Raw genomic sequence first — 24218 nt, forward strand, 5'->3', positions numbered from 1 at the left:
ATGACAGGGGTCTGAAAAAAGGGGTTCTTCCCATAAGATGCCTGATCTTGCCCCTCAACTTCCAATCAAAGTGCACGCTTGTCATAAATTTATTCTTGAAACAGTATCATTTTCTGCTTGCAAGTCGAGCAAAAAGTCCTATAATACGCCCTCTTACTGAGAGCGGGCTTGGTGAGGCGGTCTAAAAAAATCGTCTGACGTGAAAGTACTCAAGGTAAGTTGAGTAGCAGGGTTCTTTAAAAAATTGACAAACAATCTATGTGGGCACTTAATTTTGAGTGACTTCTGCGTTGTAGGACTGAAGGGTTTTACGATGAATAGAAGTTAAATTGAAGAGTTTGATCATGGCTCAGATTGAACGCTGGCGGCAGGCCTAACACATGCAAGTCGAACGGTAGCGGGGGGAGTTTAGGCTCTCTGCCGACGAGTGGCGGACGGGTGAGTAAAGTCTGGGGATCTGACTAATGGAGGGGGATAACCACTGGAAACGGTGGCTAATACCGCATGAACTCTGAGGAGCAAAGGGTGGGACCTACGGGCCACTTGCCATTAGAGGAACCCAGATGAGATTAGCTAGTAGGTGGGGTAACGGCTCACCTAGGCGACGATCTCTAGCTGGTCTGAGAGGATGACCAGCCACACTGGGACTGAGATACGGCCCAGACTCCTACGGGAGGCAGCAGTGGGGAATATTGCACAATGGGCGAAAGCCTGATGCAGCCATGCCGCGTGTGTGAAGAAGGCCTTCGGGTTGTAAAGCACTTTCAGCGGGGAGGAAGTGGGTGGGGTTAATAGCCTGATTCATTGACGTTACCCGCAGAAGAAGCACCGGCTAACTCCGTGCCAGCAGCCGCGGTAATACGGAGGGTGCGAGCGTTAATCGGAATTACTGGGCGTAAAGGGCTTGTAGGCGGTTGATTAAGTTAGGTGTGAAATCCCTGGGCTCAACCTAGGAATGGCATTTAAGACTGGTGAGCTAGAGTGCTGTAGAGGGGGGTAGAATTCCAGGTGTAGCGGTGAAATGCGTAGAGATCTGGAGGAATACCGGTGGCGAAGGCGGCCCCCTGGACAGTGACTGACGCTGAGGAGCGAAAGCGTGGGGAGCAAACAGGATTAGATACCCTGGTAGTCCACGCTGTAAACGATGTCGACTTGGAGGTTGCGGACTTTGTTCTGTGGCTTCCGGAGCTAACGCGTTAAGTCGACCGCCTGGGGAGTACGGCCGCAAGGTTAAAACTCAAATGAATTGACGGGGGCCCGCACAAGCGGTGGAGCATGCGGTTTAATTCGATGCAACGCGAAGAACCTTACCTACTCTTGACATCCAGAGAAGATTGCAGAGATGTGATTGTGCCTTCGGGAGCTCTGAGACAGGTGCTGCATGGCTGTCGTCAGCTCGTGTTGTGAAATGTTGGGTTAAGTCCCGCAACGAGCGCAACCCCTATCCTTTTTTGCCAGCACGTTATGGTGGGAACTCAAAGGAGACTGCCGGTGACAAACCGGAGGAAGGTGGGGATGACGTCAAGTCATCATGGCCCTTACGAGTAGGGCTACACGCGTGCTACAATGGCTAATACAAAGGGCTGCGAACCAGCGATGGTGAGCGAATCTCATAAAGTTAGTCATAGTCCGGATTGGAGTCTGCAACTCGACTCCATGAAGTAGGAATCGCTAGTAATCGCGAATCAGAATGTCGCGGTGAATACGTTCCCGGGCCTTGTACACACCGCCCGTCACACCATGGGAGTGGGCTGTACCAGAAGTGGGTTGCTTAACCTGAAAGGGAGGGCGCTTACCACGGTGTGGTTCATGACTGGGGTGAAGTCGTAACAAGGTAACCGTAGGGGAACCTGTGGTTGGATCACCTCCTTACTGAAGTTAAAAGCAGGTGCTACGACGTAGGGTGATGAGAAGTTGAGTGCTCACAGAGATTGTTTGTTAGGGGTTATGCCAGAAGTTGGCTAAGCGACTGAGGTCTAGCTTCTGATTGTCCCCTTCGTCTAGAGGCCTAGGACATCGCCCTTTCACGGCGGTAACAGGGGTTCGACTCCCCTAGGGGACGCCATATAGCAGAAGTCAGAGGTTGGGGTATGGGAGAGCCTGTATTGTGATCTGTGATTTTTGTGAGTTCTTTAACAATTTGGATATTAGCGATATAGCCCTGAAGGTTATTGTGGGTTGTAGGGTTAAGTGACTAAGCGTACACGGGGGATGCCTAGGCAGTCAGAGGCGAAGAAGGACGTACTACTCTGCGAAAAGCGTTGGCGAGCTGAGAAGAAGCGTTTGAGTTAACGATGTCCGAATGGGGAAACCCACCGTTATTGGACGGTATCTGCACTTGAATAGATAGGGTGTAGAGGCGAACCTGGGGAACTGAAACATCTCAGTACCCAGAGGAAAAGAAATCAATTGAGATCTCCTGAGTAGTGGCGAGCGAAAGGGAGAGAGCCCGGAGTCTGTATGTAGTGATGTTATAGGGGAATGGTCTGGAAAGGCTGGCGATAGAGGGTGATAGCCCCGTACCTGAAATGGCGTGACTATTTGGACTCGAAGAGTAGGGCGGGACACGAGAAATCCTGTTTGAAGAAGGGGGGACCATCCTCCAAGGCTAAATACTCCTGACTGACCGATAGTGAACGAGTACCGTGAGGGAAAGGCGAAAAGAACCCCGGGAGGGGAGTGAAATAGAACCTGAAACCGTGTACGTACAAGCAGTGGGAGCTGAGGAGTAATTTGGTGACTGCGTACCTTTTGTATAATGGGTCAGCGAGTTATGTTGAGTGGCGAGGTTAACCGTTAGGGGAGCCGTAGGGAAACCGAGTCTTAACAGGGCGAATTAGTCGCTTGATATAGACCCGAAACCCGGTGAGCTAGCCATGTGCAGGTTGAAGGTTGGGTAAAGCCAATTGGAGGACCGAACCGACTACTGTTGAAAAAGTAGCGGATGACGTGTGGCTAGGGGTGAAAGACCAATCAAACCGGGAGATAGCTGGTTCTCCCCGAAAGCTATTTAGGTAGCGCCTTGCGGGTAATTGTTGGGGGTAGAGCACTGTTTCTGTGAGGGGCCAACCTTGGTTACCGAGCTGATGCAAACTACGAATACTGACAAATTTTACTGCAGGAGACACACGGCGGGTGCTAACGTTCGTCGTGGAGAGGGAAACAACCCAGACCGCCAGCTAAGGTCCCGAAGTGATGGCTAAGTGGGAAACGAGGTGGTAAGGCGAAGACAGCCAGGATGTTGGCTTAGAAGCAGCCATCATTTAAAGAAAGCGTAATAGCTCACTGGTCGAGTCGGACTGCGCGGAAGATTTAACGGGGCTAAAGCCATCCACCGAAGCTGCGGCATTGGGTGGTGTTGAGTGATTGACACTGCCTGATGGGTAGGGGAGCGTTCTGTAGGCTGTTGAAGGTGAGCTGTGAGGCGAGCTGGAGGTATCAGAAGAGCGAATGCTGACATGAGTAACGATAAAGCGGGTGAAAGACCCGCTCGCCGAAAGACCGAGGGTTCCTGTCCAACGATTTTCGAGGCAGGTTGAGTCGACCCCTAAAGCGAGGCCGAAAGGCGTAGTTGATGGACAACGGGTTAATATTCCCGTACTTGTTGTAGCTGCGAAGGGGGGACGAAGGGAGCTAGGCTATCCAGGCGTTGGTAACCCGCGAGGGGGAACCTGGTTCAAGCGTATAGGTGGAGTGTGTAGGAAAATCCGCACATTTGTGAACACTGAGGCGTTAAGACGAGGCTTTTAGGAGCTGAAGTAGTTGATGCTGGACTTCCAGGAAAAGCCTCTAAGCGAAAGGCTATGATGAATCGTACCGCAAACCGACACAGGTGGTCAGGTAGAGAATACTAAGGCGTATGAGAGAACTCGGGTGAAGGAACTAGGCAAAATGGTGCCGTAACTTCGGGAGAAGGCACGCCTGCTGGGGTGATGAGCTGAGACGCTTTGAGCTTTGGCGGGTCGCAGAGACCAGGTGGCTGCAACTGTTTAATAAAAACACAGCACTCTGCAAACACGTAAGTGGAAGTATAGGGTGTGACGCCTGCCCGGTGCCGGAAGGTTAATAAAAGGGGTTATCTGCGAAGAGAAGCTCTGGATTGAAGCCCCGGTAAACGGCGGCCGTAACTATAACGGTCCTAAGGTAGCGAAATTCCTTGTCGGGTAAGTTCCGACCTGCACGAATGGCGTAATGATGGCCACGCTGTCTCCACCCGAGACTCAGTGAAATTGAAATTGCTGTGAAGATGCAGTGTACCCGCGGCAAGACGGAAAGACCCCGTGAACCTTTACTATAGCTTGACATTGGTCATTGAACTTTGATGTGTAGGATAGGTGGGAGGCTGAGAGCTGTAGACGCCAGTCTGCGGGGAGCCGTTGTTGAAATACCACTCTTTGAAGTTTGATGTTCTAACTTGTTGCCGTTAACCGGGATAAGGACAGTGTCTGGTGGGTAGTTTGACTGGGGCGGTCTCCTCCCAAAGAGTAACGGAGGAGTGCAAAGGTGGGCTAATCACGGTCGGACATCGTGAGGTTAGTGCAAAGGCAAAAGCCCGCTTAACTGCGAGACGGACGAGTCGAGCAGATGCGAAAGCAGGTCTTAGTGATCCGGTGGTTCTGAATGGAAGGGCCATCGCTCAACGGATAAAAGGTACTCCGGGGATAACAGGCTGATACCGCCCAAGAGTTCATATCGACGGCGGTGTTTGGCACCTCGATGTCGGCTCATCACATCCTGGGGCTGAAGTAGGTCCCAAGGGTATGGCTGTTCGCCATTTAAAGTGGTACGCGAGCTGGGTTTAGAACGTCGTGAGACAGTTCGGTCCCTATCTGCCGTGGGCGTTGGATGATTGAGGGGAGCTATTTCTAGTACGAGAGGACCGAAATGGACGCACCGCTGGTGTACGGGTTGTCACGCCAGTGGCATCGCCTGGTAGCCAAGTGCGGAAGAGATAACCGCTGAAAGCATCTAAGCGGGAAGCTTGCCCCAAGATGAGTCATCCCTGAGCGAAAAGCTCTGGAAGGGTTGTTGAAGACGACGACGTTGATAGGCTGGGTGTGTAAGTTCGGTAATGAATTGAGCTAACCAGTACTAATAGCCCGAGAGGCTTAACCCTACAACACCAGAGTGACTTTAGGGGCAGGGAGTTATCGCTAATATCCAGAGGTGGTTAGAGTGTTTGTATTTATTTGCTTGGTGGCAATAGCGCGATGGACCCACCTGAATCCATTCCGAACTCAGAAGTGAAACGTTGCAGCGCCGATGGTCGTGTGGGGTCTCCCCATGTTAGAGTAGGTCACCGCCGAGCAAATAAACACAAACATTTATAGGTAGAAGTTTGAACTTGATGTGACAGTTAGCCGTTTTTCTAGCTGCGATTGACTGTCAGGTGATGTTTAAATTGTCGACTTCTACATACGAATACTAACTGTTTGACCACACCAGCGCTCAGGGACACTATAACGGTTACCTCTGACTTCAATATAGCTATCCCAAGCAACTTTCCTGACATCAAAGTAGCTAGTATCAAAATCTCTGGCGGGTAAAGGGGTTAGAGCATGACATTCTTGGGCAAAGCGCTCTTGCGGAGTTTGTTCAAAATAGCGTAACTGACGTTGGTCGGCAACCGTCTCCAGCCACTGTGCCAATAGCAAGTTGAGAAGACTATAGCTCTCAAATCGCCGATAACGGACAAAAAAATTACCTTTCACATAACCTACTGCTCGTTCTACCTTGCCCTTAGTCTGTGCTCGACGAACCCTACAAGCTTTAGCGGTAAACCCATCATGGCCAGCCAACTGTAGAAAACCTTCGTTGAATTGAACCTCCCCTTTGGGGCTATGCTTCAATACTGCAGCCTTCTGGTTATCAACCAAAACAGTCTTCACGCCACCCCTAAAGTTAAAGGGTAGTGGGTCATAATGACTGATAGTGAAATTTATCGATAGAAGCACCGATAACTTTTTCATGAAGTTCTATAGATTTAGAGAAGCAAATAGTTCGTCTAGCCAAGCGCTTGATGTGCGTACGCAGCGTTAGATGATGGCGTTCAATGCGTTGAGTCAAAATCTTACCAACTAGGTGCTTCAATTGGGAAAGCTGTTGCTGATAATTTGGCCAACCATCGGTAGTGAACCTCCCCATTGAAAATCTCTTAAGCAGTTGTAGTCAGCGTCGTAAGGTTTCAGTGGTTCTTGGCCCAAAAACAGGAGCAAGCACCTTTTGATCTTGACCCGTTTTAACGGACACTAAGAAGAGAAACCCTCTAGTTGCTGTTGCCTGCTATTTTCAAACTCTACTGGTGAAACGTAGTTGAGTGTTGAATGCCGTCTTTTACGGTTATAAAACACCATGATGTACTCAAAAATACTCTGTTTAGCCTGTTCCTGGGTCTCATAGGACTCAAAGTAGACATGCTCGGTCTTTAGGGTATGGAAAAAGCTCTCAGCGGCTGCATTATCATAACAATTTCCAATCCCACTCATGCTCAGTAAAATACCCTGTTGTTCGGCTACCCTGATCGGAATGATGAATCAGGCTCCCCGAGGGTTTTCTGTGTGTTACTGCCTGTTGTAGAGCGGCTATAACTAGAGAAGCCGTCATATGAGCTTGCATTGCTAGTCCAACAATGTACTGATCTGCCCTTGAATTAGTGCACACCTTGTTTTCAAATGTAAGATTGAAAATGAGGTTAGTATGTCAAGACAGCAGTATACGCCTGAGTTTAAACGACGGGCTCTGGAATTGCTGGCGGAGAGCGGCAAATCTGATCCCCAACTGGCTAGCGAGTTGGGGATCAGTGACAATACGTTGTATGGTTGGCGGCACACAGCCAAGGCTGATAAAAGCTTTACTCGCCAGCCACAATGCTCTGAGCAAGCGCTAGAGATAAGGCGTTTAAAGAGGAAGGTCATTGAATTAGAAGAAGATAAATTAATTTTAAAAAAAGTGGCAGCGCTCTTTTCCAGGGAAAGCAGGAGAGGTTCGCTATGATACTGAAACAACAAGCTTTCCACCCATTTAAACGGCTATGTGTTTTATTATCAGTCAGTCGGCGCGGTTTTTACGCCTGGCTTAATCGCCGACCTGGCCAGCGTGGTCAGGAAGATAAAGTCTTAGGTGAACGCATTCTGGCGCTACATCTGGCCAGTAGAAAAACCTACGGTGTTCGACGAATCAGGGTTGATTTACAGGCTGAACAGCGCTATTGCGGCAAGGAGCGTATTGCTAAGTTGATGAAACAGCTGGGTATAAAAGCAGCAGCCACCCGTCAACATCAAGTGACGACGGACAGTAACCATCGGTTACCAATAGCTCCTAATTTGCTGAATCGACATTTTTCTCCACCAGGCGCTAATCAGGCTTGGGCCAGTGATATCAGCACTATTTCAACTCAAACGGGCTTTCTGTATTTGGCTACAGTGATTGACCTCTATAGCCGTATGATCGTTGGCTGGAGCCTAAGCGGTAGCCTTAAAACGCCATTAATAATCGATGCTCTGACCATGGCTAGGACTCGACGTCAGCCACCAACAGGATTGGTGATTCACTCTGACCGAGGGAGCCAGTATGCTAGTGCTCTGTATCAGAAAACACTTAAAAATTATGGTATGGTTTGCTCGATGAGCAGTACTGGATGCTGTTATGACAATGCCGTCATGGAAAGCTTCTATCACACACTTAAGGTAGAGCTTATCTATACCATGAAATTAATGACGGAACAGCAGGCATCTAACGCAATATTTGACTATATAGAATCGTTTTATAATCGTCAGCGTAGACATTCTACACTGAATTATCTGTAAGCGACAAGCCAGTACCGTGTAGAAAATGGACGGTGATGCCGTCAAAGTAGTTCTCTTTTAAAATCCTGCTGGGAACTACCATGATCGCTAACATTACTAGGGCGAATAACCGCCGTAAGCCAGCTTATTACAGTCCTGAATTTAAACAACGCCTAGCGGCAGATGCCAGTCAGCCGGGGGTTTCACTCTCAACTATTGCTCAAAAAGAAGGCATCAGCCTATCTGCTCTATCCAAATGGCGAAGGCAATACCAGCAGCCAGAGCCTGCCACCTTGTTCCCGATAGCAGTTGAAGCAGACAGTCCACTCCTTCCAGCTAGCCAGTTAGAAAGTAAGGGATCTCCGCCTGTAGAGATAACAGCCTCGCCAATGGGGATGATCGAGATCACACTACAACAAGCTAAGATCCGAATTAATGGCTTGGTTGATGCCAATGCATTACAGGTCTGATCTTGCCACCTTTTTTTAGACACAGTGATCTTGCTACCCTTTAACGGACACAACGAAGAGGAACAAAGCGTATAATTTTTTGTTACTTTTTGAGGTGAAGTTATGAATCAAGGGGAATCAAGGAGCTATGATAAGGAATTCAAGCTGAATGCGGTAAAGCTGTATCACAGCACTGGTAAAACGCTCTGTCAATTGAGCGAGGAATTGGGAGTTCCCAAGAGTACATTGGCAGGGTGGGTCCATCAGCATAACAAGGATGGTGCAGAGGCTTTCCCGGGCAAAGGATACCTGAAAGCGTCTGATGCTGAGCTCAGTCAATTGCGGAAAGAATTGGCGATAGCACGCGAAGAGAGGGATATCCTAAAAAAAGCCTTGGGCATCTTCTCAGTGGCCCGCAAGTAAAATACCAGTTTATGCAAAAGCATGCTGGGGAATTCAGCGTAGAGAGGATGTCCAACGTGTTAGGTGTATCCCGCAGTGGCTATTATCAGTTTATCAAGGCTGAGCCATCCAAGCGCTATTGTGAGGATGAGCGTTTAATATCTGAAATTAAAGAGGTTTATACCATAAGCAACCAAATTTACGGTAGCCCACGTATCCATGCTGAGTTACGAGCTAGAGGTGAGCGCTGTTCACGCAAACGGGTTTGTCGGCTAATGAAAGCAGCCCATATTGCGGCTAAGATGAAAAAACGATTTAAGGTAACCACAATAGTCGATCCAAAGGCCGCAGTGGCGCCTAATTTACTCAAGCAGAAGTTCACAGCCACTCGCCCTGATCAATACTGGGCAGCAGATATTACCTATATTCCGACCCAAGAGGGATGGTTGTATGTTGCTATCGTACTGGACCTGTTCTCTCGTAGTATCGTGGGGATGGATATGCAAGCTCACATGACCACCGAGTTAGTAGCCGCAGCATTACGCCAGGCAATAACACGGAGGAAGCCTGCTGCAGGTCTCATCCACCACTCCGACCGAGGCAGCCAGTATACCAGCAAAGGATTCAAGGCTGTATCGGCGCATCACCAGATAACGCTTAGCATGAGTAGTACGGGCAATTGTTATGACAATGCAGTAGCAGAGAGTTTTTTCCATACCTTAAAAACAGAGCACACCCACTTTGAACGTTTTGAGAGCAGAGAACAAGCCAAATTGAGCATTTTTGAATACGTAGAAGTGTTTTATAACCGACAGAGACGGCACTCAACGCTAGGCTATCTGTCTCCTGTAAATTTTGAAAAAAATTGGTTATCCCAGGTCGCTTAAGGTTTCTCTTCTCTGTGTCTAAAAAAAGGTGGCAAGATCATGTCGAGTATGTTCTATTTGGCACAGATTTTTTAGTTGATCGAACACTGTTTCAACCAATGAACGCTTACTCAGTAATGCTTTATCAAAAGCTGAATGAGTAATTGGTGCCATGTTTTTTCTGACTTTAGTCACTAAATCTACGCCTAGCACTTTTAATGTTTCTGTTAAAGATTTGGAGAGATAGCCTTTGTCAGCATAAAGCTTGCCTACGATGCCCTGAAGCAACCTGGGTAATGGTTTACGATCATTCACATTGCCTGGAGTGAGACGACAGTTAAGGATCTCTCCCAGGTGATTGATAACGATGTGTAACTTGAAACCAAAAAACCACCCTGTCGAAGATTTACCCCGTTCGGCCAGACCGTGGAAAACTCGATGTCTCTTAATACGCAAGTTATCACAAACCGCTAGTGGCGTAGAATCGACAATACTGATACCTGTTGGCTTACCTTTTAGCGATTGGAAAAAGGCAGCGAAAGCTAAGGCACAGCGGGGCATGAGCTCAATACAACGCGAATAAGAGGGCAGTTTTGGGAACTCTGCGCGCAAATATTGGCAGACATAATTCAAATAGAATCTCTTGAATTGCCGATGGCGTAACTGATGAAAAAGGACCAGTAGAGTCATCATTTCTGATAGAGATAGCTGAGTTTTGCGTCGTCGAAAGCGTTGTTTGTCAGCGAGCAATCGTGAGTACATCTCTGGCTCAAATTTTTTACAAAAATCATCGATTCTGCAGAAAAGTTCGGTAAGATCGTCCATGAAGTGCCTCGTTTTTTCTCGGTTGGTTGCGTTTGCAGCACCACTATCCTTGAAATACGGGGCACTTTCTTGTTTTATAACAATAAATTAGACTAAAAATAGGACAACCACTTATCCCGAACTGAGGTTAACTTATCAAGAGCCGCTAAAGAAACGCCTGGTTTGAGATAGTTTACCGCATTCGACAGTGATTTAAAGTTGTGCGTTAAAGGCACACGGCGCCGCGCCCCAGGTTTGACCTGTTAGGTATTGAGCAATCTGCTCTACCATGCTGTTGCAGGCGATGGTCTCCGGCTGTTTGCTAAAGGCATTGGCTAAATTGGCCAACTGTTGTGCGTTAAAGTCACACGGCGCCTCGCCCCAGGTCTGACCTGTTAGGTATCGAGCAATCTGCTCTACCATGCTGTTGCAGGCGATGGTCTCCGGCTGTTTGCTAAAGGCATTGGCTAAATTGGCCAACTGTTGTGCGTTAAAGTCACACGGCGCCTCGCACCAGGTTTGATCTGTTAGGTATTGAGCAATCCGCTCTATCGCGCTTTTACAGTCTCTGTCATGAGGAAATTTGCTAAAAGCGTTGGCTAAATTGGCAAAATCTTGTGCGTTAAAGTCACACGGCGCCGCGCCCAAGGTTTTACCTGTTAGGTATTGAGCAATCCGCTCTATCGCGCTTTTACAGTCTCTGTCATGAGGAAATTTGCTAAAAGCGTTGGCTAAATTGGCAAAATCTTGTGCGTTAAAGTCACACGGCGCCTCGCCCAAGGTTTTACCTGTTAGGTATTGAGAAATCTGCCCTATCACGTTTTTACAGTGGTTGTCATCAGGCTGTTTGCTAAAAGCGTTGGCTAAATTGGCCAACTTTTGTGCGTTAAAGTTACACGGCGCCTCGCCCAAAGTTTTATCTGTTAGGTATTGAGCAATCCGCGCTATCGCGCTTCTACAGTCTCTGTCATGAGGAAATTTGCTAAAAGCGTTGGCTAATAACGCCATATCCTTGGGTTGATACGGTTGCTCAGCAATATCCAGTGCTTGGATATACTTAGCAGCTCCCTGACAAAATTCAAAGGCCTCTTCTTTTTCTCGGTTATTCTTAATCGGTTTTGATAAACGATTACATTTGAATGCCAATTCAGCGAGAGAAACATTCTGATACGCTACGAATGGTACCCTATTGCTTGAACGCCCTTCACTCCTTCCAAAATCTGTGGCCGTTTTATGGTGCTGAGGATATTGGGAAAAGCTGTTACCGCCTCTGTTAGAGGCATGAATAGCAGCGCCAGGATGATTAGGTTCCCCTGGTCTTTCAGTGCGGTAACTGCCATAGCTAACCTGCTCCCCTCGGTAGGTTTCCGAATCTCTGTGCCCCCTAGCATTACGTTCAAAGTCTGCTGAAGAGGTTTGATAGGGCTGCTCAGTTTGTGAAACACCCTCTCTATTACTGCGTGGCCGATCAGGGGATGACAATAACTGACCATATTGTACAGGCGTTACACCTTTCCGCGGACGATGCGGTTTTTCATTATTTTCCATGACTAAATTCTCCGAATTGACTAGAGGATACTAACGTTACCATATATATAATAGACTAATATATAATATAAAAATCTTAAAATAGCGGGTGCTATGGCAACTGGTCTGTCCCGGAAAAAGTTCGCGCCGAGTTTACAAGAGATTGATTAATAAAGGAAAGGCAAAAATGTTGGCACTTGGTGCAGCAATGCGCAAGCTGGTTCACCTTTGCTATGGTGTTTTGCATACCCAGCAACCCTATGATGAAAATCATGCTGTTAAGAGTTGACAACCAAGACGGTAGCTTATTGCGTGAATCCAGCTTCTAACAACTGACCTCTCACAGCCACTTCAAATGATCCACATTCCATATTATTTTCCTCTTAGGTATAGTATTGAGTTACAGCAATGCTGTTGTAACTTTTAATTATCTTTTTATAAACAAAATAATAACTTAAATTAGTCATGCAAACCAACTAATACCAACTCCTTGCCTGCTTCAAACAATCATGTGACACTGAGCGATCCTAAAGGGGCTACTGGGGGCCACTGACGATCTACTCGGGATGCTTGGATGAACGTGACGCTGCATAACGATCCACTGTGGTTACCATTACAGGGCCAGCACCTGATTGAAGCTTCAGCGGGCACTGGCAAAACGTTTACGCTGGTTACTCTCTATTTGCGGCTATTATTGGGTCTAGATACCCCCCTAAGATCGCCACTCAGGGTGGACCAAATTTTAGTGGTCACCTTCACTGAAGCAGCAACCCAAGAGCTGCGTGAACGACTTCGCCGCCGCATTCGAGCGCTACAACAGTGTTGTCAGCAGGGGCCAGGAGAGGACGAAGCGTTAAACCAGTTGTTGGCGGCGATTGAGCAACCACCAGTGGCGGCCGCCTGGCTGTTAGCTGCGGAACGTCAGCTCGATGAAGCGGCTATCATGACGATCCATGCGTTCTGTCAACGCATGCTGATTCAGCAGGCTATCGAAGCCAGAACCCTATTGTCACACGCATTGGTCACCAATGACGATGCTGATCAACAGCAAGCAGTCGCCGACTTCTGGCGCCGCCACTTTTATCCACTCCCCGCTGCCCTCGCCCGAGTGATTCAGCAGCAGTGGTCTGGACCCCAGGCACTGCTGAGTGAGTTAGCGCCCTACTTATCGGGAGATCTGCCTCAATTGCTGCTACATCCTCCAGTGAATGAGCGCATTATGGCTCGTCATCAACGGCTGATTGAGACCATCAGTACGGTGAAACAGCAGTGGCGGCAGTTAGAAGAACCAGTGGATGCTCTACTGAATCAGGTCGCCCTCAATAAACGACGCTATCCAGCCCGTTATCTTACACAGTGGATTCAGCAAATCGATACTTGGGCACAACAAGCGACCGAAGATTATCAGCTGCCGGAGGCCCTGCCTCGGTTTCGCTATACGATCTTGAGCAGTGCCACGCTCCAGGGCGAACCCCCACAACATCCGCTGTTTAAAGCGATTGAGCAGCTTTGTACACTGCCCTTGACGATCCATGATTTGGTGATTGCCCAAGCCTTGCCAGAAATTCGCCAAGCCATCGCCAATAGCAAACAGCAGCGTGCTGAAGTCGCCTTTGATGATCTGTTAAGCCAGTTGGATCAAGCCCTACAGCAAAACTGCGGTGCGAACCTGGCGGCAGCGATTCGGCAACGCTATCCTGCCGCTTTGATCGATGAGTTTCAAGATACCGATCCCTTGCAATACCGAATTTTTCGGCGGCTGTATGATGAGCAACCGGAAACACTGTTAATCTTAATTGGGGATCCCAAACAGGCGATTTATGCCTTTCGTGGGGCTGATATCTTTACCTACATTCAAGCACGGCGAACGATTCATCGCCATTATACTTTGCAGACCAATTGGCGCTCCTCTAGCCTGCTCGTGCTGGCAGTGAATCGGCTGTTTCAACAGGCGAAAGCGCCTTTTATCTTTGATCAAGATATCCCTTTTGTACCGCTGCACACCCCTGATAGTGCTGATCAGACTCACTGGAGTGTTCGGGGTGAACGGCAACCCCCCTTACAATTTTATTATTCGACTGAGATGATGACACTCCAGCAGTATGGAGAGACTATGGCCGCCGCTTGTGCGGCACAGATTAGTGATTGGTTAGCAGCCGGCCAACAACAGCAGGCGTTGCTGCTGCAGGGCACCCACTCTCGCGCCGTGACTGCTGGCGATATGGCAGTGTTGGTCCGTACCAGTGATGAAGCGAGGCTCATTCGCCAGGCACTGACTGCCTTAGCCATTCCTTCAGTTTATCTCTCTGAACGCCAGAGCGTTTTTGCAACACTAGAAGCAGCAGAGCTATTGCGCCTGCTAGAAGCGCTTGCTTATCCCCTACAGCCAGAATCCTTATTGGCTGTGCTGGCCGGTTCCCTGTTGATGCTCGATGCCGTTGCTTTGGAGCAGTGGCATCAGGATGATCAGCGTTGGGAAGAGACGCTCAATGAATTTACCGAGTATCAACAGCTCTGGCGGCAGCAGGGGGTATTACCGATGTTGCAGCGGCTGATGTTTCGCCATCAGCTGCCTGAAAAACTATTAACGCTGCCAGAGGGCGAACGACGGTTGACTGATTTACGGCACCTTGGGGAGCTGTTGCAAGAGGCTGCACAACGCTTAGAGAGTCCACAAGCCCTGGTCCGCTGGTTCAGCCAACAAATCAATCAACCAAACCGTGGCGTAGAGAGCCAGCAACTGCGTTTAGAAAACGATCGCCACCTCGTCAAGATAATTACCATTCATAAAGCTAAAGGCTTGGAGTACCCACTGGTGTGGATCCCCTTTCCTGCTGCCTTTCGTCAAACCAAAACTGCTTATTACCATGATCGGCACAGCCATCGGGCAATCCTTGATCTTTGTGGCAGCCCCCAGGCGCTGCAATGGGCCGCAGAGGAGCAGCTGGCAGAGTCCGTTCGACTGCTCTACGTGGCCTTAACCCGTGCCATTTTCCACTGTAGTGTGGGTATCGCTCCGGTGATCTCGGGGCGAGCGCGAGCATCAGCAACCACTGATCTCCATCGCAGTGCGATCGGTTATTTGTTACAGCGGGGTGAAGCTTGCGAGGCTCAACAGCTACAGCAGGCGCTCGAGGCCCTACAAGGCCCAGAGATTGCGATGGTGCCGCTAGCAACGCTGCCGTCTGCCATACCACTAAAAGCAACGACGGACAGTGCACTGCTGAGCGCTCGATCGTTTAACCGGTCATTCACCCCTATTTGGCGGATCACCAGCTACTCAGCCTTACAGCGCCAAGCCCAGGTCACAGTTGAAGAAGCTACGCCTAGCACTCAACAGCCACTGCTGAGCAGCTTACCCCCCTCTGTACTGCTGGCAGAGACGCCAGGTGTCCTGGAGAGCCATCACTTTCCACGTGGTTCCTCAGCAGGTATTTTTTTACACCATTTATTACAACACCTTGATTTCACAGCGCCACTTCAACCCGCCTGGTTACTGGAGCAACTCACCCAACAGGGCTTTGATCCGCAGTGGTACTCGCTACTGGAGCAGTGGTTACCCAGTATTCTCCAGACACCATTGAATGATCAGGGGCTCTGTTTGCAGCAGTTAAAGGCTGAGCATAAGCAGTGTGAACTGCACTTCTATCTGCCGATTGAAGGGGTACTCCACTGCTCTGCCTTAGAGGCGCTGATGCGGCGTTATGATCCGTTATCACAGCAAGCTAGCGCCCTCTCTTTTCAACAGGTCCACGGGATGTTACAAGGCTTTATTGATTTGGTCTTTGTCTGGCAGGGGCGCTACTATCTGCTCGATTATAAATCGAACTGGTTAGGAGAGACAATTGAGGCTTACCGACCGGCAGCGATGGCAACTGCCCTGTGTCACCACCGTTATGATTTGCAATATCAGTTCTATACCTTAGCCTTGCACCGCTATTTACGCTATTGTCTCCCAGATTACCAGTATGAGACCCACTTTGGCGGGGTTTTTTATCTATTTTTACGAGGAATGACCGGTCAGCAGGATGACCATGGCGTGTTTTTTCATCGACCAGCCATGGCACTTATCAGCTCACTGGATGCCTGGTTTGCCAATCGAGGCACGAAGGATGTTAATACTATTAAAACAGGCTGAACGCCTGGGGGCCTTGAGCGCACTCGACTATCATTTTGCACACTTTATCGCCCCACAGGGTCCGGTAGCGCTAGCGGCTGCACTGCTAAGCCGTGCGAGCCGGATGGGTCATGTCTGCTGTCCGCTGCAGTGGCTGAGCCAGCCGGAACGGTGGTTTGATGGCCACTTCCCGTCATTAGCCCAGAGCCTCTGGCAACAGGCTCAGCAGCCCGATCAGGCGACCTGGGAGTCCTGGCTCCAACAGTGTGATGCGGTGGGCGATGGTCACACCTCGACACCGCTAGTGTTAGAGCATCAGCATCTTTATTTACATCGGCTCTGGTGCGATGAGCGAAATATCGCCCATTTTTTTCGTCAAACTCAGCTACCCAGAGCGCCTGATCCGGTGCTATTACAATCGATTTTGAATCCACTATTTGCCGATTGCCCAGAGTCGCCAGAGATTAATTGGCAAAAAGTCGCGGTGGCGGTCGCACTCACTCGCAAGATAGCAGTGATTGTCGGCGGGCCTGGCAGTGGGAAAACCACGACGGTTGCTCGGCTATTGGCAGGCTGGATAGCACTTTACTCTTCGACAGCTACGAGGCATGCCGGGATAGGGGGGTGGCCACGCTTACGCATCCAGTTAGCAGCGGCAACTGGTAAGGCGGCTGCACGACTCAGTGAGGCCTTAGCCCATGCCCGGCAAACGTTACCGGTGGAGGCTGCTATTAGCACCCAAATGCCTACCGAAGCGATCACCTTGCATCGGTTACTCGGTGCGCAGAGTGATCAGCAGTCATGGCGTTACCACCGAGGCAACCCATTAGCGCTCGATCTGTTAATCATCGATGAAGTCTCCTTGATAGCACTCCCATTGATGGCACGTCTGGTAGAGGCAGTGTCGGAGCATACCCATTTACTGTTGCTGGGGGATAGTGATCAGCTGGCTGCGGTGGAAACTGGGGCACTGCTCAGTGATTTAGTCAAACCGACTGATCACAGTTACAGTGCCCCCCGCGCTGCTGAACTGAGCTTATTGACGGGCTACTCACTGCAAGCGACTACTCCTCAATCCACCACCTGCCTGAGCGATTCACTCTGTCATCTCCGCACCCGTTACCGTTTTCAAGCCGATTCGCCGATTGCTCGCTTGGCCAGTGCGATCCAACAGGGCGATGCGGCAGCCCTATTAACCATACTACCGCAGCGCTCTTCGGCACTGCAGTGGCAAGCAGTGACCCCTGAGAATTACGCTGTAGTCCTGCAGGCGGGCGTGCAAGGTTATCGAGACTATTTAGAACAGGCTAGACGTGGGGAAGCGGCCTGGCAAGTAGCAGCGGCTTTTGCGCGTTTTCAACTGCTCTGTGCATTACGCGAGGGGCCCTTTGGGCTTAACGGGTTGAATCATCATCTTGAACAGGCACTGCAGCAAGCGGGTTTCATTACACGGACACCCAACAATCCTTGGTATATTGGACGCCCGATTCTGATTACTGCTAACCACTACCCCTTAGGCCTCTCTAATGGCGATATTGGGATAACCCTACCCGATGAGCAGGGTCGCTTACGGGTCTATTTTATCGGTCCTAATCAGTCGGTGACCGCGATTATCCCTAGCCGCTTGCCTGCACATCAGACTAGCTATGTTTTAACCGTCCATAAGGCCCAAGGCTCAGAATTTGAGCAGGTCCTACTGCTGCTTCCCCCCGTTTGGTCACCGTTACTGACTCGGGAATTACTCTATACAGCGATCACACGGACTAAAAACCGGCTGCTGTTGTATGCGGATATGACGATATTACAAACCATGGTTAACACCCGCGGGGAGCGGTACAGCCGATTAGCACAACGGTTGAAGTGATAGGTACTGCTTGGCTTTTAATTGAAAATGGGTTGTTAATAATCGTTGATGAAGTAGGATTATAGCGTTAGAATGCGAGTGATTTTTTCGAACCAGCACATAAAAAATTGAAATTTTTTAATTTTTAGGTATCCTGTACAAGTTGCTAACGCGCATTTTTTGTTTTCGCTAGGCTGTTGTTAAGAGGTTGGCTGAGAAGCTGCAAAGGCGTTTTGGGTTACTAAGTTCACACCGTGCTACACACGCTTTTGCAAAGAGATGGCTGAAATTTCGAGCTTTCAGTGCATAGTAGGCCTTGCTAAGTCAACGTTCAGAAATCAGCGCGATAGTTGTGCTGTTCAGTGATCCCGGATCATAACTCCTGTAACCTTTCCATTTGGACTTTTACCTTGACTATGAAATCTACTCAAACTGCTGAACCCTCTTTTGGGAAATTGCGGTCGATGTTTTGGCCGATCCATTTTTATGAATTAAAAAAATTCATTCCCATGTTCCTGATGTTCTTCTTTATCTCCTTCAATTACAGCATCATGCGAAACATAAAAGATGCGTTGCTCATTAATGCCGCTCAAAATAAGGCTGTGATTATTCCTTATATTAAACTTTGGGGGGTAACGCCGGCAGCCATTCTATTTATTATTATCTATTCTAAACTGAGTAATTTGGTCAGTAAAACGACCCTATTTTATTTATCTATCTATTTTTTTGTGGGGTTTTTTTCACTCTTTGCGCTGTTTTTATACCCTTACCACCACCTACTACACCCGGAACAGTTAACCATCGCTTTTTTGCCACCGGGTTTTACTGAAGTCCTAAGATTGTGGACATTTTCACTGTTCTACATCTTTTCAGAGATCTGGGGTAGTGTAGCGCTATCCTTACTGTTTTGGCAGTTTGCTAACCAGATCACTAAAATCAGTGAAGCTAAGCGCTTCTACTCGCTGTTTGGTATCGGCGCTAACTTGGCACTGATTGCAGCTGGATCAGCTATAGGAACCTTGAGCGGGTTGGCTAAGTGCCAGCAGCTAGCAAAAGAGACTTCAATGGCCTTTAAGCTCAATAACCTCTCGTTGCTCTTTGTGCTCTGCTGCCTAGCGATCATGGGAATTTACTGGGGGATCAATCGTTATATCTTGACTGATGCTCGGTTTTATGATCCGGCGTTGCTGAAACAGAAAAATAAAAAACTGAAGATGGGCTTATTGGACAGTATTAAAATGCTGATCAAGTCAAAGTACCTCATCTGCATCGCTCTGTTGGTCATTTGCTATGGAATCAGCATTAATTTGGTTGAAGTGACCTGGAAAAACTATATCAGTATTAAATATCCAAACGCTTCTGACTATTTGGATTTTATGGGGAGTTATAGCTTATATTTAGGTTGGTCAACGATTATCATGATGTTATTCGTGGCTGGTAATGTTCTACGAAAATTTGGTTGGACGGTCGCTGCGCTAGTTACGCCAGTGGTGCTCCTAATTTTGGGGTTTGCTTTTTTCAATTTGATTATTTTTAAAGAGAGCTTTGATCTTTGGTTCGCACGTTTTGGTGTCAATGTTTTAGGGCTTGCTGTAGTCTTCGGGACTATTCAAAATATTTTAAGTAAGGCTTGTAAATATGCGCTCTTTGATCCCACCAAAGAGATGGCATACATCCCATTGGATGAGGAGGCTAAGGTGAAGGGTAAGGCCGCGATTGATGTTGTCGGCGCACGCTTAGGTAAAGCGGGCGGATCCGTTATCCAGCAAGTGCTGTTTGCCTTCGGAACTATAGGGTTCATGCTGCCTTATATCGAGGTAATCTTCATTGCTGTGATGTTGATCTGGATTTTATCAGCCACCAACTTAGGGCGTGCTTTTAACAAGACCAACAAGCAACCGCCTGCTTCACCTCACGAAGCTAAAACCGCCTGCACTTCTTCTAGTTAGTTCTGCCTACAGCTGCCCTAGGTTAGTGGGGCAGTTCTGCTGATAGCTGAGGATTTTTTATCTTTACCACAGCCCCTGCTCTGCATCAGAGCGGGGGCTGTTCGTTTGAGGACCGTTCTGATGAACTGAGAGGTTGTCTACCCGAACTGGCTGTTTTATGCCTTCGATACCAAATCCCCCAGCCCAAGCATCTTGTAGGCAAGCTGTTTACTCAACGTATTGAGCGTTATCATCTAACACTACGAATACCTATCAAACGCTTGGCTAGACGCACTACTGGCTTCTCCAAATCCATAGCGATCCATGAAAAAGTAAGGGGTGCTGATATCGACAAATTTCACTACCAACTAGTGTAGACCACTACCCCGATAACTACCATAACAGCCAATGATCCACCATCCAAAAAACTACTCAGGTAAGCCTTGATCCTGCTCCATTTTTTCGGACCCTAAGCAGGCCCCTAGTTGCTTTTGCCTGTTGTTTTCAAACGTTTCTGGTGAAACCGGGTTGAGCGCAGCTCGCCATTTTTTTTCAGCGCCAAAGCTCCTCTACGATGCTAGAAGATACCAGGCCTCTCAAAGCCACATCATCCACCAAAGTCATTGTCTCGAACAACACACGACTCGCTCATAGGGCTTCAAGCCCTATGAGGCTGCGGACTAATCTTTAATGGGGTTTAAAGCCAGGCTACTAATATCTGTTCGGGTTCTATTCGCTAAAATGATGGAAGTTTGATCTTGACAGGGTGTATTAGAGAGATAGTGACAGCCTGATTGCAGAGAGGGCTCTTGGATCCCACTCCACTGTGAAAATAGAGTAAGAAAGTGTAGCCCAGAGCGGTAGGCAGTAATACGCTCTTGTTTGATATCGTTAGAAGAGGTAATAAACAGTGGCACCCGGTAATTTTCCTGGTAGCGATCGCTGTGACCAAAAACATCGTTTTTAAGAAGCGCTAACCCGTGATCGGAAAAATAGAGTAGCGACCAGCTGTCGCCGGTTGATTTCGCCGAATGAGTCATGTTTTCTAATAACTGATCAGTATTGCGAATACTTTGGATATAACAGGATAGAGTTTTAGAGTAAAAATAAGCATCAAATTGACCATCAGTTCTATCACGACAAGGAGGATGGGAACCAATCAGATGCACAACGATTAATTTAGGTTTAGTTGTTGTTGTATCGGCTAGTGCGGATTGAATAAATGGCAGTAATACGGTGTCTTTGGCATTGCCAAACCTTACTGGATCAACCATTTTAACAAATAGGGGTGAATCAGCGCGTTTACCTATTACAGAGATTGGCGTATCATGTTCCCCTAAATAGTGCTGATTAGAAATCCAGTAAGTGTAAAAACCCGCTTTTTTTGCCAGAGAAATCACATTATTGTGCAGCTGTAAGCCATTCTCATGACGTTTAGCCAAGGTGTTCGTTAAAGAGAGTACTGTCGAGGGGCCAGCTGAAAGATAATTATCAAAGAAAATTCCGTTAGTGGCGGTGGCAAAAGGGGTGTTTTTAATACTAAAACCATAATTATGTCTCAAATCTTTTCGCTCACTTTCGCCGATCACCAGGATATAATTCTGGTATTTTGGTGTGGCTGAGATAACATTCCAAGTATCTTTTATAGCTAAAGAGGTTTTAATTTTTTTATGATCATCATAGATAGAATGAGCGACTTGATAGAGTTCTCGTGAAAATCTTACAGGCGTAAACCCTATTTCTGTTATTTCAAAGATTCCTTTGACTATGACTTGCTTGATCGGTTTATAAAAAATGCTCGTTAACACAAACACCAGCATAAAAACAGTGTGGCCTTGTTTAAAAGGAACCGTTAAACGACGGCGAAGTCCAATGATTCCTAATAGGAGCAGAACAAAGCTACCGAAATAATAACTAATGGGAATGGTCTTCAGAAATCCTTGAGCCTCTTCCGGATTGGTATAAACTGCTGAGACTAGAGCATTATAACTCGGATCCCCAAAAAGTCTGCCAATCGGAAAATAGAGTGCGCTGATCAACGTCAGGGCAACGATCACAATCCTGTAGAGAGGTCGAACAAATTGCAATAGTAATAGTAAAATAAACAGCAAGGTCAGTGGATAGAAAATTCTTAAACAGTAACCGAAGGATCTATCAACGCCAAAAGAAAATAGAAAAAGCAGTAAGTAGGTGGCTCGTTGAGAGAGCTGGTCATTTTTGAAGTATGAGACTATCGTTTCCATAAAATAGTAGACCATATAAAAATTGCTAAAAATAGGGTTAAGAACACCGCGGCTGATCCCATATCTTTGGCTTGAGCAGAGAGCGGATGGAGCGTTGGGCTAATTCGATCAACAATAGTTTCGAGGGCACTATTAATAATCTCAACAATGAGAATAAGCACCACAGAGGCAATCAGCAATAGCTGTTGGGTGCGGCTAATATCCAGCGAGAGGGCGATACCGACCGCGAGCAGTAACAGCAAACACTCTTGGCGAAAGGCGGTTTCTTGCTGCCACACGGCTTTCAACCCTTTGAGTGAGTATTGGGTGGCTTTGAGTAGCCGGATTAAGCCTAACATCGGGTTCCTTTATCACTGTTTAGAGGGGTAGCCGCCCTGGGACGGTTGAATACACCACCCGTAGCCGTCAACAGGGACTCATTCTAGCCAATCATGCGCTCTTTTAAAAAGGTCACTAATTGTGCAATCGGGACCTGCTGTGTTGTTTTTGGGTGACGGTGTTGACACTCCACCTGCTGCTGTTGTAGTAACTGCTCGCTAAGGATGATTCTCCAGGGAATGCCAATCAACTCCATATCGCTGAACATCACGCCGGCACGCACCGGGCGATCGTCTAGTAGCACTTCAAAATCAGCTTGTTGTAGGTCATAGTACAATTTTTCGGCCAGAGCGTGTAGGGCGGGTGATTTTAGGGCGTTGATCGGTAACAACGCGACCTGGAAAGGTGCTAATCCTTCTGGCCAGCAGATCCCTTGTTCATCATGCTGCTGTTCAATAGCAGCAGCCACCAGTCGTGAAATACCAATCCCGTAGCAGCCCATTAACAGGGGCTGCCGAGTGCCTGATTCCCCTTGGATGGAGAGCTGCATCGCCTCACTATAGTGGCTGCCTAGTTGAAAAATATGCCCCACCTCAATGCCCCGTTTAATCTGCAATACCCCTTGGCCATCGGGGCTGATATCGCCAGCGACCACATTACGTAGATCAGCCACCGTTGGCAATGGAAGATCACGCTGCCAATGGAGTCCAACGTAATACGCTCCTTCACTATTGGCCCCCGCTGCAAAATTGCACAAAGTGGCCACCGTGCGATCGGCGATGATAGGGAGTGGCAGGTTCAGCGGCCCCAAGCAGTGGGCAGTGACCCCGAACAGTGTGTGGAGCTCTTCGGCGGTTGCAGTGGTTAATGGGACAGCCACCTGCGCTAATTTCTCGGCTTTAATAGGGTTCAGTTGGTGATCGGCGCGAAGTAACAGTGCGATCCAAGGCTGTTGAGGATCAGCACCACGAACGACGATGGTTTTAATTAAGCCCGTCACTGGCAGTTCAAGTGCTTGGGCGACAGCAGGTAAGTCATGCGCCTTGGGCACGGAGCGTTGGCACAGCGGTTGCAGCACAGTGGTGTCCGCTGGAGAAGGTGCAATGGCTTCCGCCAATTCGACATTGGCAGCATAATCAGAGTGGGTAGAAAAAGCGATTTGATCTTCACCGCTCTTAGCCAGTACATGAAACTCATGGGAGTAGTGACCGCCAATGGCACCACTATCGGCTTGGACAGCGCGGAAATTGAGGCCTAGTCGCGTGAAGATACGGTAGTAGGTTTGAAACATGATCTCATAGGTCTGCTGAAGGGATTCCGCGCTCGTATGAAAGGAGTAACTGTCTTTCATCATAAATTCACGCGCCCGCATGACACCAAAACGTGGACGAACTTCATCACGAAATTTGCTCTGAATTTGGTAGAGATTGAGTGGCAACTGTTTAAAAGAGATGATTTCACTGCGCATCAAATGGGTGATCACCTCTTCATGGGTGGGTCCCAGTACAAAAGGACGCTGATGACGATCACTGACTCTTAGTAGCTCCGGGCCATACTGCTCCCAGCGGCCCGTTTCACGCCAGAGATCGGCTGGTTGGACCATGGGCATGGCGATCTCTAGCGCACCAGCATGGTTCATCTCTTCACGGACTACCGCTTCTATTTTTTTCAGTACCCGAAGGCCGGTGGGTAACCAGGTATAGAGACCCGAGGCCAGTTGACGGATTAATCCAGCACGGAGCATCAACTGATGGCTGATCACCTCTGCATCGCTGGGGCTCTCTTTCAAAGTAGAGAGCAAATATTGGCTGGCGCGCATAGCAGATACTCCAGAGAGTGATTCGTTTAAGAGGAATGAAAGTGCAGTGTAACAAAGTGCGCTATTAGGGTGCAAAAATTGATTGGCTAGTCATTCATCGAAGGCAGATTGTAGCGGA

At 48.3% G+C, this 24218-nt stretch carries 13 protein-coding genes, 1 tRNA gene, 3 rRNA genes and 5 pseudogenes; 14 read left to right on the forward strand and 8 right to left on the reverse strand.

The window, feature by feature from the left end:
* Positions 1-326 precede the first annotated feature (326 nt).
* The 4 genes from NL324_RS04090 (at position 327) to rrf (ending at position 5308) form a co-directional block, all read left to right on the forward strand.
* Positions 327-1872: ribosomal RNA gene (locus NL324_RS04090) — 16S ribosomal RNA — on the forward strand.
* A gap of 117 nt (positions 1873-1989) precedes the next feature.
* Positions 1990-2065, forward strand: a tRNA-Glu gene (locus NL324_RS04095).
* 119 nt (positions 2066-2184) lie between these two features.
* Positions 2185-5116: ribosomal RNA gene (locus tag NL324_RS04100) — 23S ribosomal RNA — on the forward strand.
* A 76-nt stretch (positions 5117-5192) separates the two neighbouring features.
* Positions 5193-5308: ribosomal RNA gene (gene rrf / locus NL324_RS04105) — 5S ribosomal RNA — on the forward strand.
* The 16S, 23S and 5S rRNA genes sit together here with 1 tRNA gene alongside, the layout of an rRNA operon.
* A 106-nt stretch (positions 5309-5414) precedes the next feature.
* On the opposite strand, the pseudogene NL324_RS04110 reads toward rrf, so the two are convergent.
* The 3 genes and pseudogenes from NL324_RS04110 to NL324_RS04120 form a co-directional block, all read right to left on the reverse strand.
* Positions 5415-5900, reverse strand: a pseudogene (locus NL324_RS04110) (Mu transposase domain-containing protein); the annotation flags it as partial.
* 16 nt (positions 5901-5916) lie between these two features.
* Positions 5917-6255, reverse strand: a pseudogene (locus tag NL324_RS04115) (IS1 family transposase); the annotation flags it as partial.
* Entirely contained in the window at positions 6249-6530 is a 282-nt protein-coding gene (locus NL324_RS04120; RefSeq protein ID WP_366516363.1) for an IS3 family transposase, read from the reverse strand. The pseudogene NL324_RS04115 and the gene NL324_RS04120, both read right to left, overlap by 7 nt.
* 166 nt (positions 6531-6696) lie before the next feature.
* Between NL324_RS04120 and NL324_RS04125 the strand changes: the two genes are divergently transcribed.
* The 5 genes from NL324_RS04125 (at position 6697) to NL324_RS04145 (ending at position 9522) form a co-directional block, all read left to right on the forward strand.
* Complete coding sequence (locus NL324_RS04125) at positions 6697-6993, forward strand: transposase (protein WP_253306450.1); 297 nt, start codon at positions 6697-6699, stop codon at positions 6991-6993.
* A complete protein-coding gene (locus tag NL324_RS04130) occupies positions 6990-7805 on the forward strand; it encodes an IS3 family transposase (protein ID WP_253306451.1) in 816 nt (271 codons plus the stop codon). Before NL324_RS04125 ends, NL324_RS04130 begins: the two co-directional genes overlap by 4 nt.
* 80 nt (positions 7806-7885) lie before the next feature.
* Positions 7886-8254, forward strand: a complete 369-nt coding sequence (locus NL324_RS04135) for a transposase (RefSeq protein ID WP_253306452.1) — start codon at positions 7886-7888, stop codon at positions 8252-8254.
* Between the two features lie 102 nt (positions 8255-8356).
* A complete protein-coding gene (locus NL324_RS04140; protein WP_253305847.1) occupies positions 8357-8656 on the forward strand; it encodes a transposase in 300 nt (99 codons plus the stop codon).
* The gene (locus NL324_RS04145; protein ID WP_253307079.1) at positions 8584-9522 is read left to right on the forward strand and encodes an IS3 family transposase; all 939 of its coding nucleotides are present in this window, start codon (positions 8584-8586) and stop codon (positions 9520-9522) included. Before NL324_RS04140 ends, NL324_RS04145 begins: the two co-directional genes overlap by 73 nt.
* A 39-nt stretch (positions 9523-9561) precedes the next feature.
* Here NL324_RS04145 and NL324_RS04150 read toward each other — a convergent pair.
* A pseudogene (locus NL324_RS04150) lies at positions 9562-10326 on the reverse strand (IS982 family transposase); the annotation flags it as partial.
* 192 nt (positions 10327-10518) lie between these two features.
* Complete coding sequence (locus NL324_RS04155) at positions 10519-11853, reverse strand: hypothetical protein (RefSeq protein WP_253306453.1); 1335 nt, start codon at positions 11851-11853, stop codon at positions 10519-10521.
* 124 nt (positions 11854-11977) lie between these two features.
* Between NL324_RS04155 and NL324_RS04160 the strand changes: the two are divergent.
* The 5 genes and pseudogenes from NL324_RS04160 to NL324_RS04180 form a co-directional block, all read left to right on the forward strand.
* A pseudogene (locus NL324_RS04160) lies at positions 11978-12121 on the forward strand (IS110 family RNA-guided transposase); the annotation flags it as partial.
* A 285-nt stretch (positions 12122-12406) separates the two neighbouring features.
* Positions 12407-15970 carry an exodeoxyribonuclease V subunit beta gene (gene recB / locus NL324_RS04165; protein WP_253306454.1) on the forward strand — a complete coding sequence of 1188 codons (3564 nt, stop codon included), beginning with the start codon at positions 12407-12409 and terminating at the stop codon, positions 15968-15970.
* Positions 15945-17813, forward strand: a complete 1869-nt coding sequence (recD, locus tag NL324_RS04170; RefSeq protein ID WP_253306455.1) for an exodeoxyribonuclease V subunit alpha — start codon at positions 15945-15947, stop codon at positions 17811-17813. The genes recB and recD overlap by 26 nt, the downstream gene beginning before the upstream one ends.
* 395 nt (positions 17814-18208) lie before the next feature.
* Positions 18209-19741 (forward strand): Npt1/Npt2 family nucleotide transporter, encoded by a 1533-nt coding sequence (locus tag NL324_RS04175; protein ID WP_301282751.1) that lies wholly within the window; start codon positions 18209-18211, stop codon positions 19739-19741.
* A 170-nt stretch (positions 19742-19911) separates the two neighbouring features.
* Positions 19912-20097, forward strand: a pseudogene (locus tag NL324_RS04180) (IS1 family transposase); the annotation flags it as partial.
* 303 nt (positions 20098-20400) lie between these two features.
* On the opposite strand, the gene NL324_RS04185 reads toward NL324_RS04180, so the two are convergent.
* The 3 genes from NL324_RS04185 to NL324_RS04195 form a co-directional block, all read right to left on the reverse strand.
* Positions 20401-21963: a phosphoethanolamine transferase gene (locus tag NL324_RS04185; protein ID WP_253306457.1), complete on the reverse strand. Its 1563-nt coding sequence runs from the start codon at positions 21961-21963 to the stop codon at positions 20401-20403.
* On the reverse strand, positions 21951-22301 hold the full coding sequence (locus NL324_RS04190) for a diacylglycerol kinase (protein WP_253306458.1): 351 nt from the start codon (positions 22299-22301) through the stop codon (positions 21951-21953). The genes NL324_RS04185 and NL324_RS04190 overlap by 13 nt, the downstream gene beginning before the upstream one ends.
* Before the next feature lie 83 nt (positions 22302-22384).
* On the reverse strand, positions 22385-24100 hold the full coding sequence (locus tag NL324_RS04195; protein ID WP_301282752.1) for a proline--tRNA ligase: 1716 nt from the start codon (positions 24098-24100) through the stop codon (positions 22385-22387).
* Between the last annotated feature and the right edge of the window lie 118 nt (positions 24101-24218).

Origin of the sequence: unidentified bacterial endosymbiont, assembly GCF_918320885.1 — a bacterium.
Lineage (GTDB): Bacteria > Pseudomonadota > Gammaproteobacteria > Enterobacterales.

Excerpts from the sequence above, each read along its gene's own strand:
- NL324_RS04135 (WP_253306452.1), top strand. The coding sequence starts at position 7,886 with ATGATCGCTAACATTACTAGGGCGAATAACCGCCGTAAGCCAGCTTAT.
- NL324_RS04155 (WP_253306453.1), bottom strand. The coding sequence starts at position 11,853 with ATGGAAAATAATGAAAAACCGCATCGTCCGCGGAAAGGTGTAACGCCT.
- recB (WP_253306454.1), top strand. The coding sequence starts at position 12,407 with ATGAACGTGACGCTGCATAACGATCCACTGTGGTTACCATTACAGGGC.
- NL324_RS04140 (WP_253305847.1), top strand. The coding sequence starts at position 8,357 with ATGAATCAAGGGGAATCAAGGAGCTATGATAAGGAATTCAAGCTGAAT.
- NL324_RS04175 (WP_301282751.1), top strand. The coding sequence starts at position 18,209 with ATGAAATCTACTCAAACTGCTGAACCCTCTTTTGGGAAATTGCGGTCG.
- NL324_RS04125 (WP_253306450.1), top strand. The coding sequence starts at position 6,697 with ATGTCAAGACAGCAGTATACGCCTGAGTTTAAACGACGGGCTCTGGAA.
- NL324_RS04195 (WP_301282752.1), bottom strand. The coding sequence starts at position 24,100 with ATGCGCGCCAGCCAATATTTGCTCTCTACTTTGAAAGAGAGCCCCAGC.
- NL324_RS04185 (WP_253306457.1), bottom strand. The coding sequence starts at position 21,963 with ATGGAAACGATAGTCTCATACTTCAAAAATGACCAGCTCTCTCAACGA.
- recD (WP_253306455.1), top strand. The coding sequence starts at position 15,945 with ATGTTAATACTATTAAAACAGGCTGAACGCCTGGGGGCCTTGAGCGCA.
- NL324_RS04190 (WP_253306458.1), bottom strand. The coding sequence starts at position 22,301 with ATGTTAGGCTTAATCCGGCTACTCAAAGCCACCCAATACTCACTCAAA.
- NL324_RS04130 (WP_253306451.1), top strand. The coding sequence starts at position 6,990 with ATGATACTGAAACAACAAGCTTTCCACCCATTTAAACGGCTATGTGTT.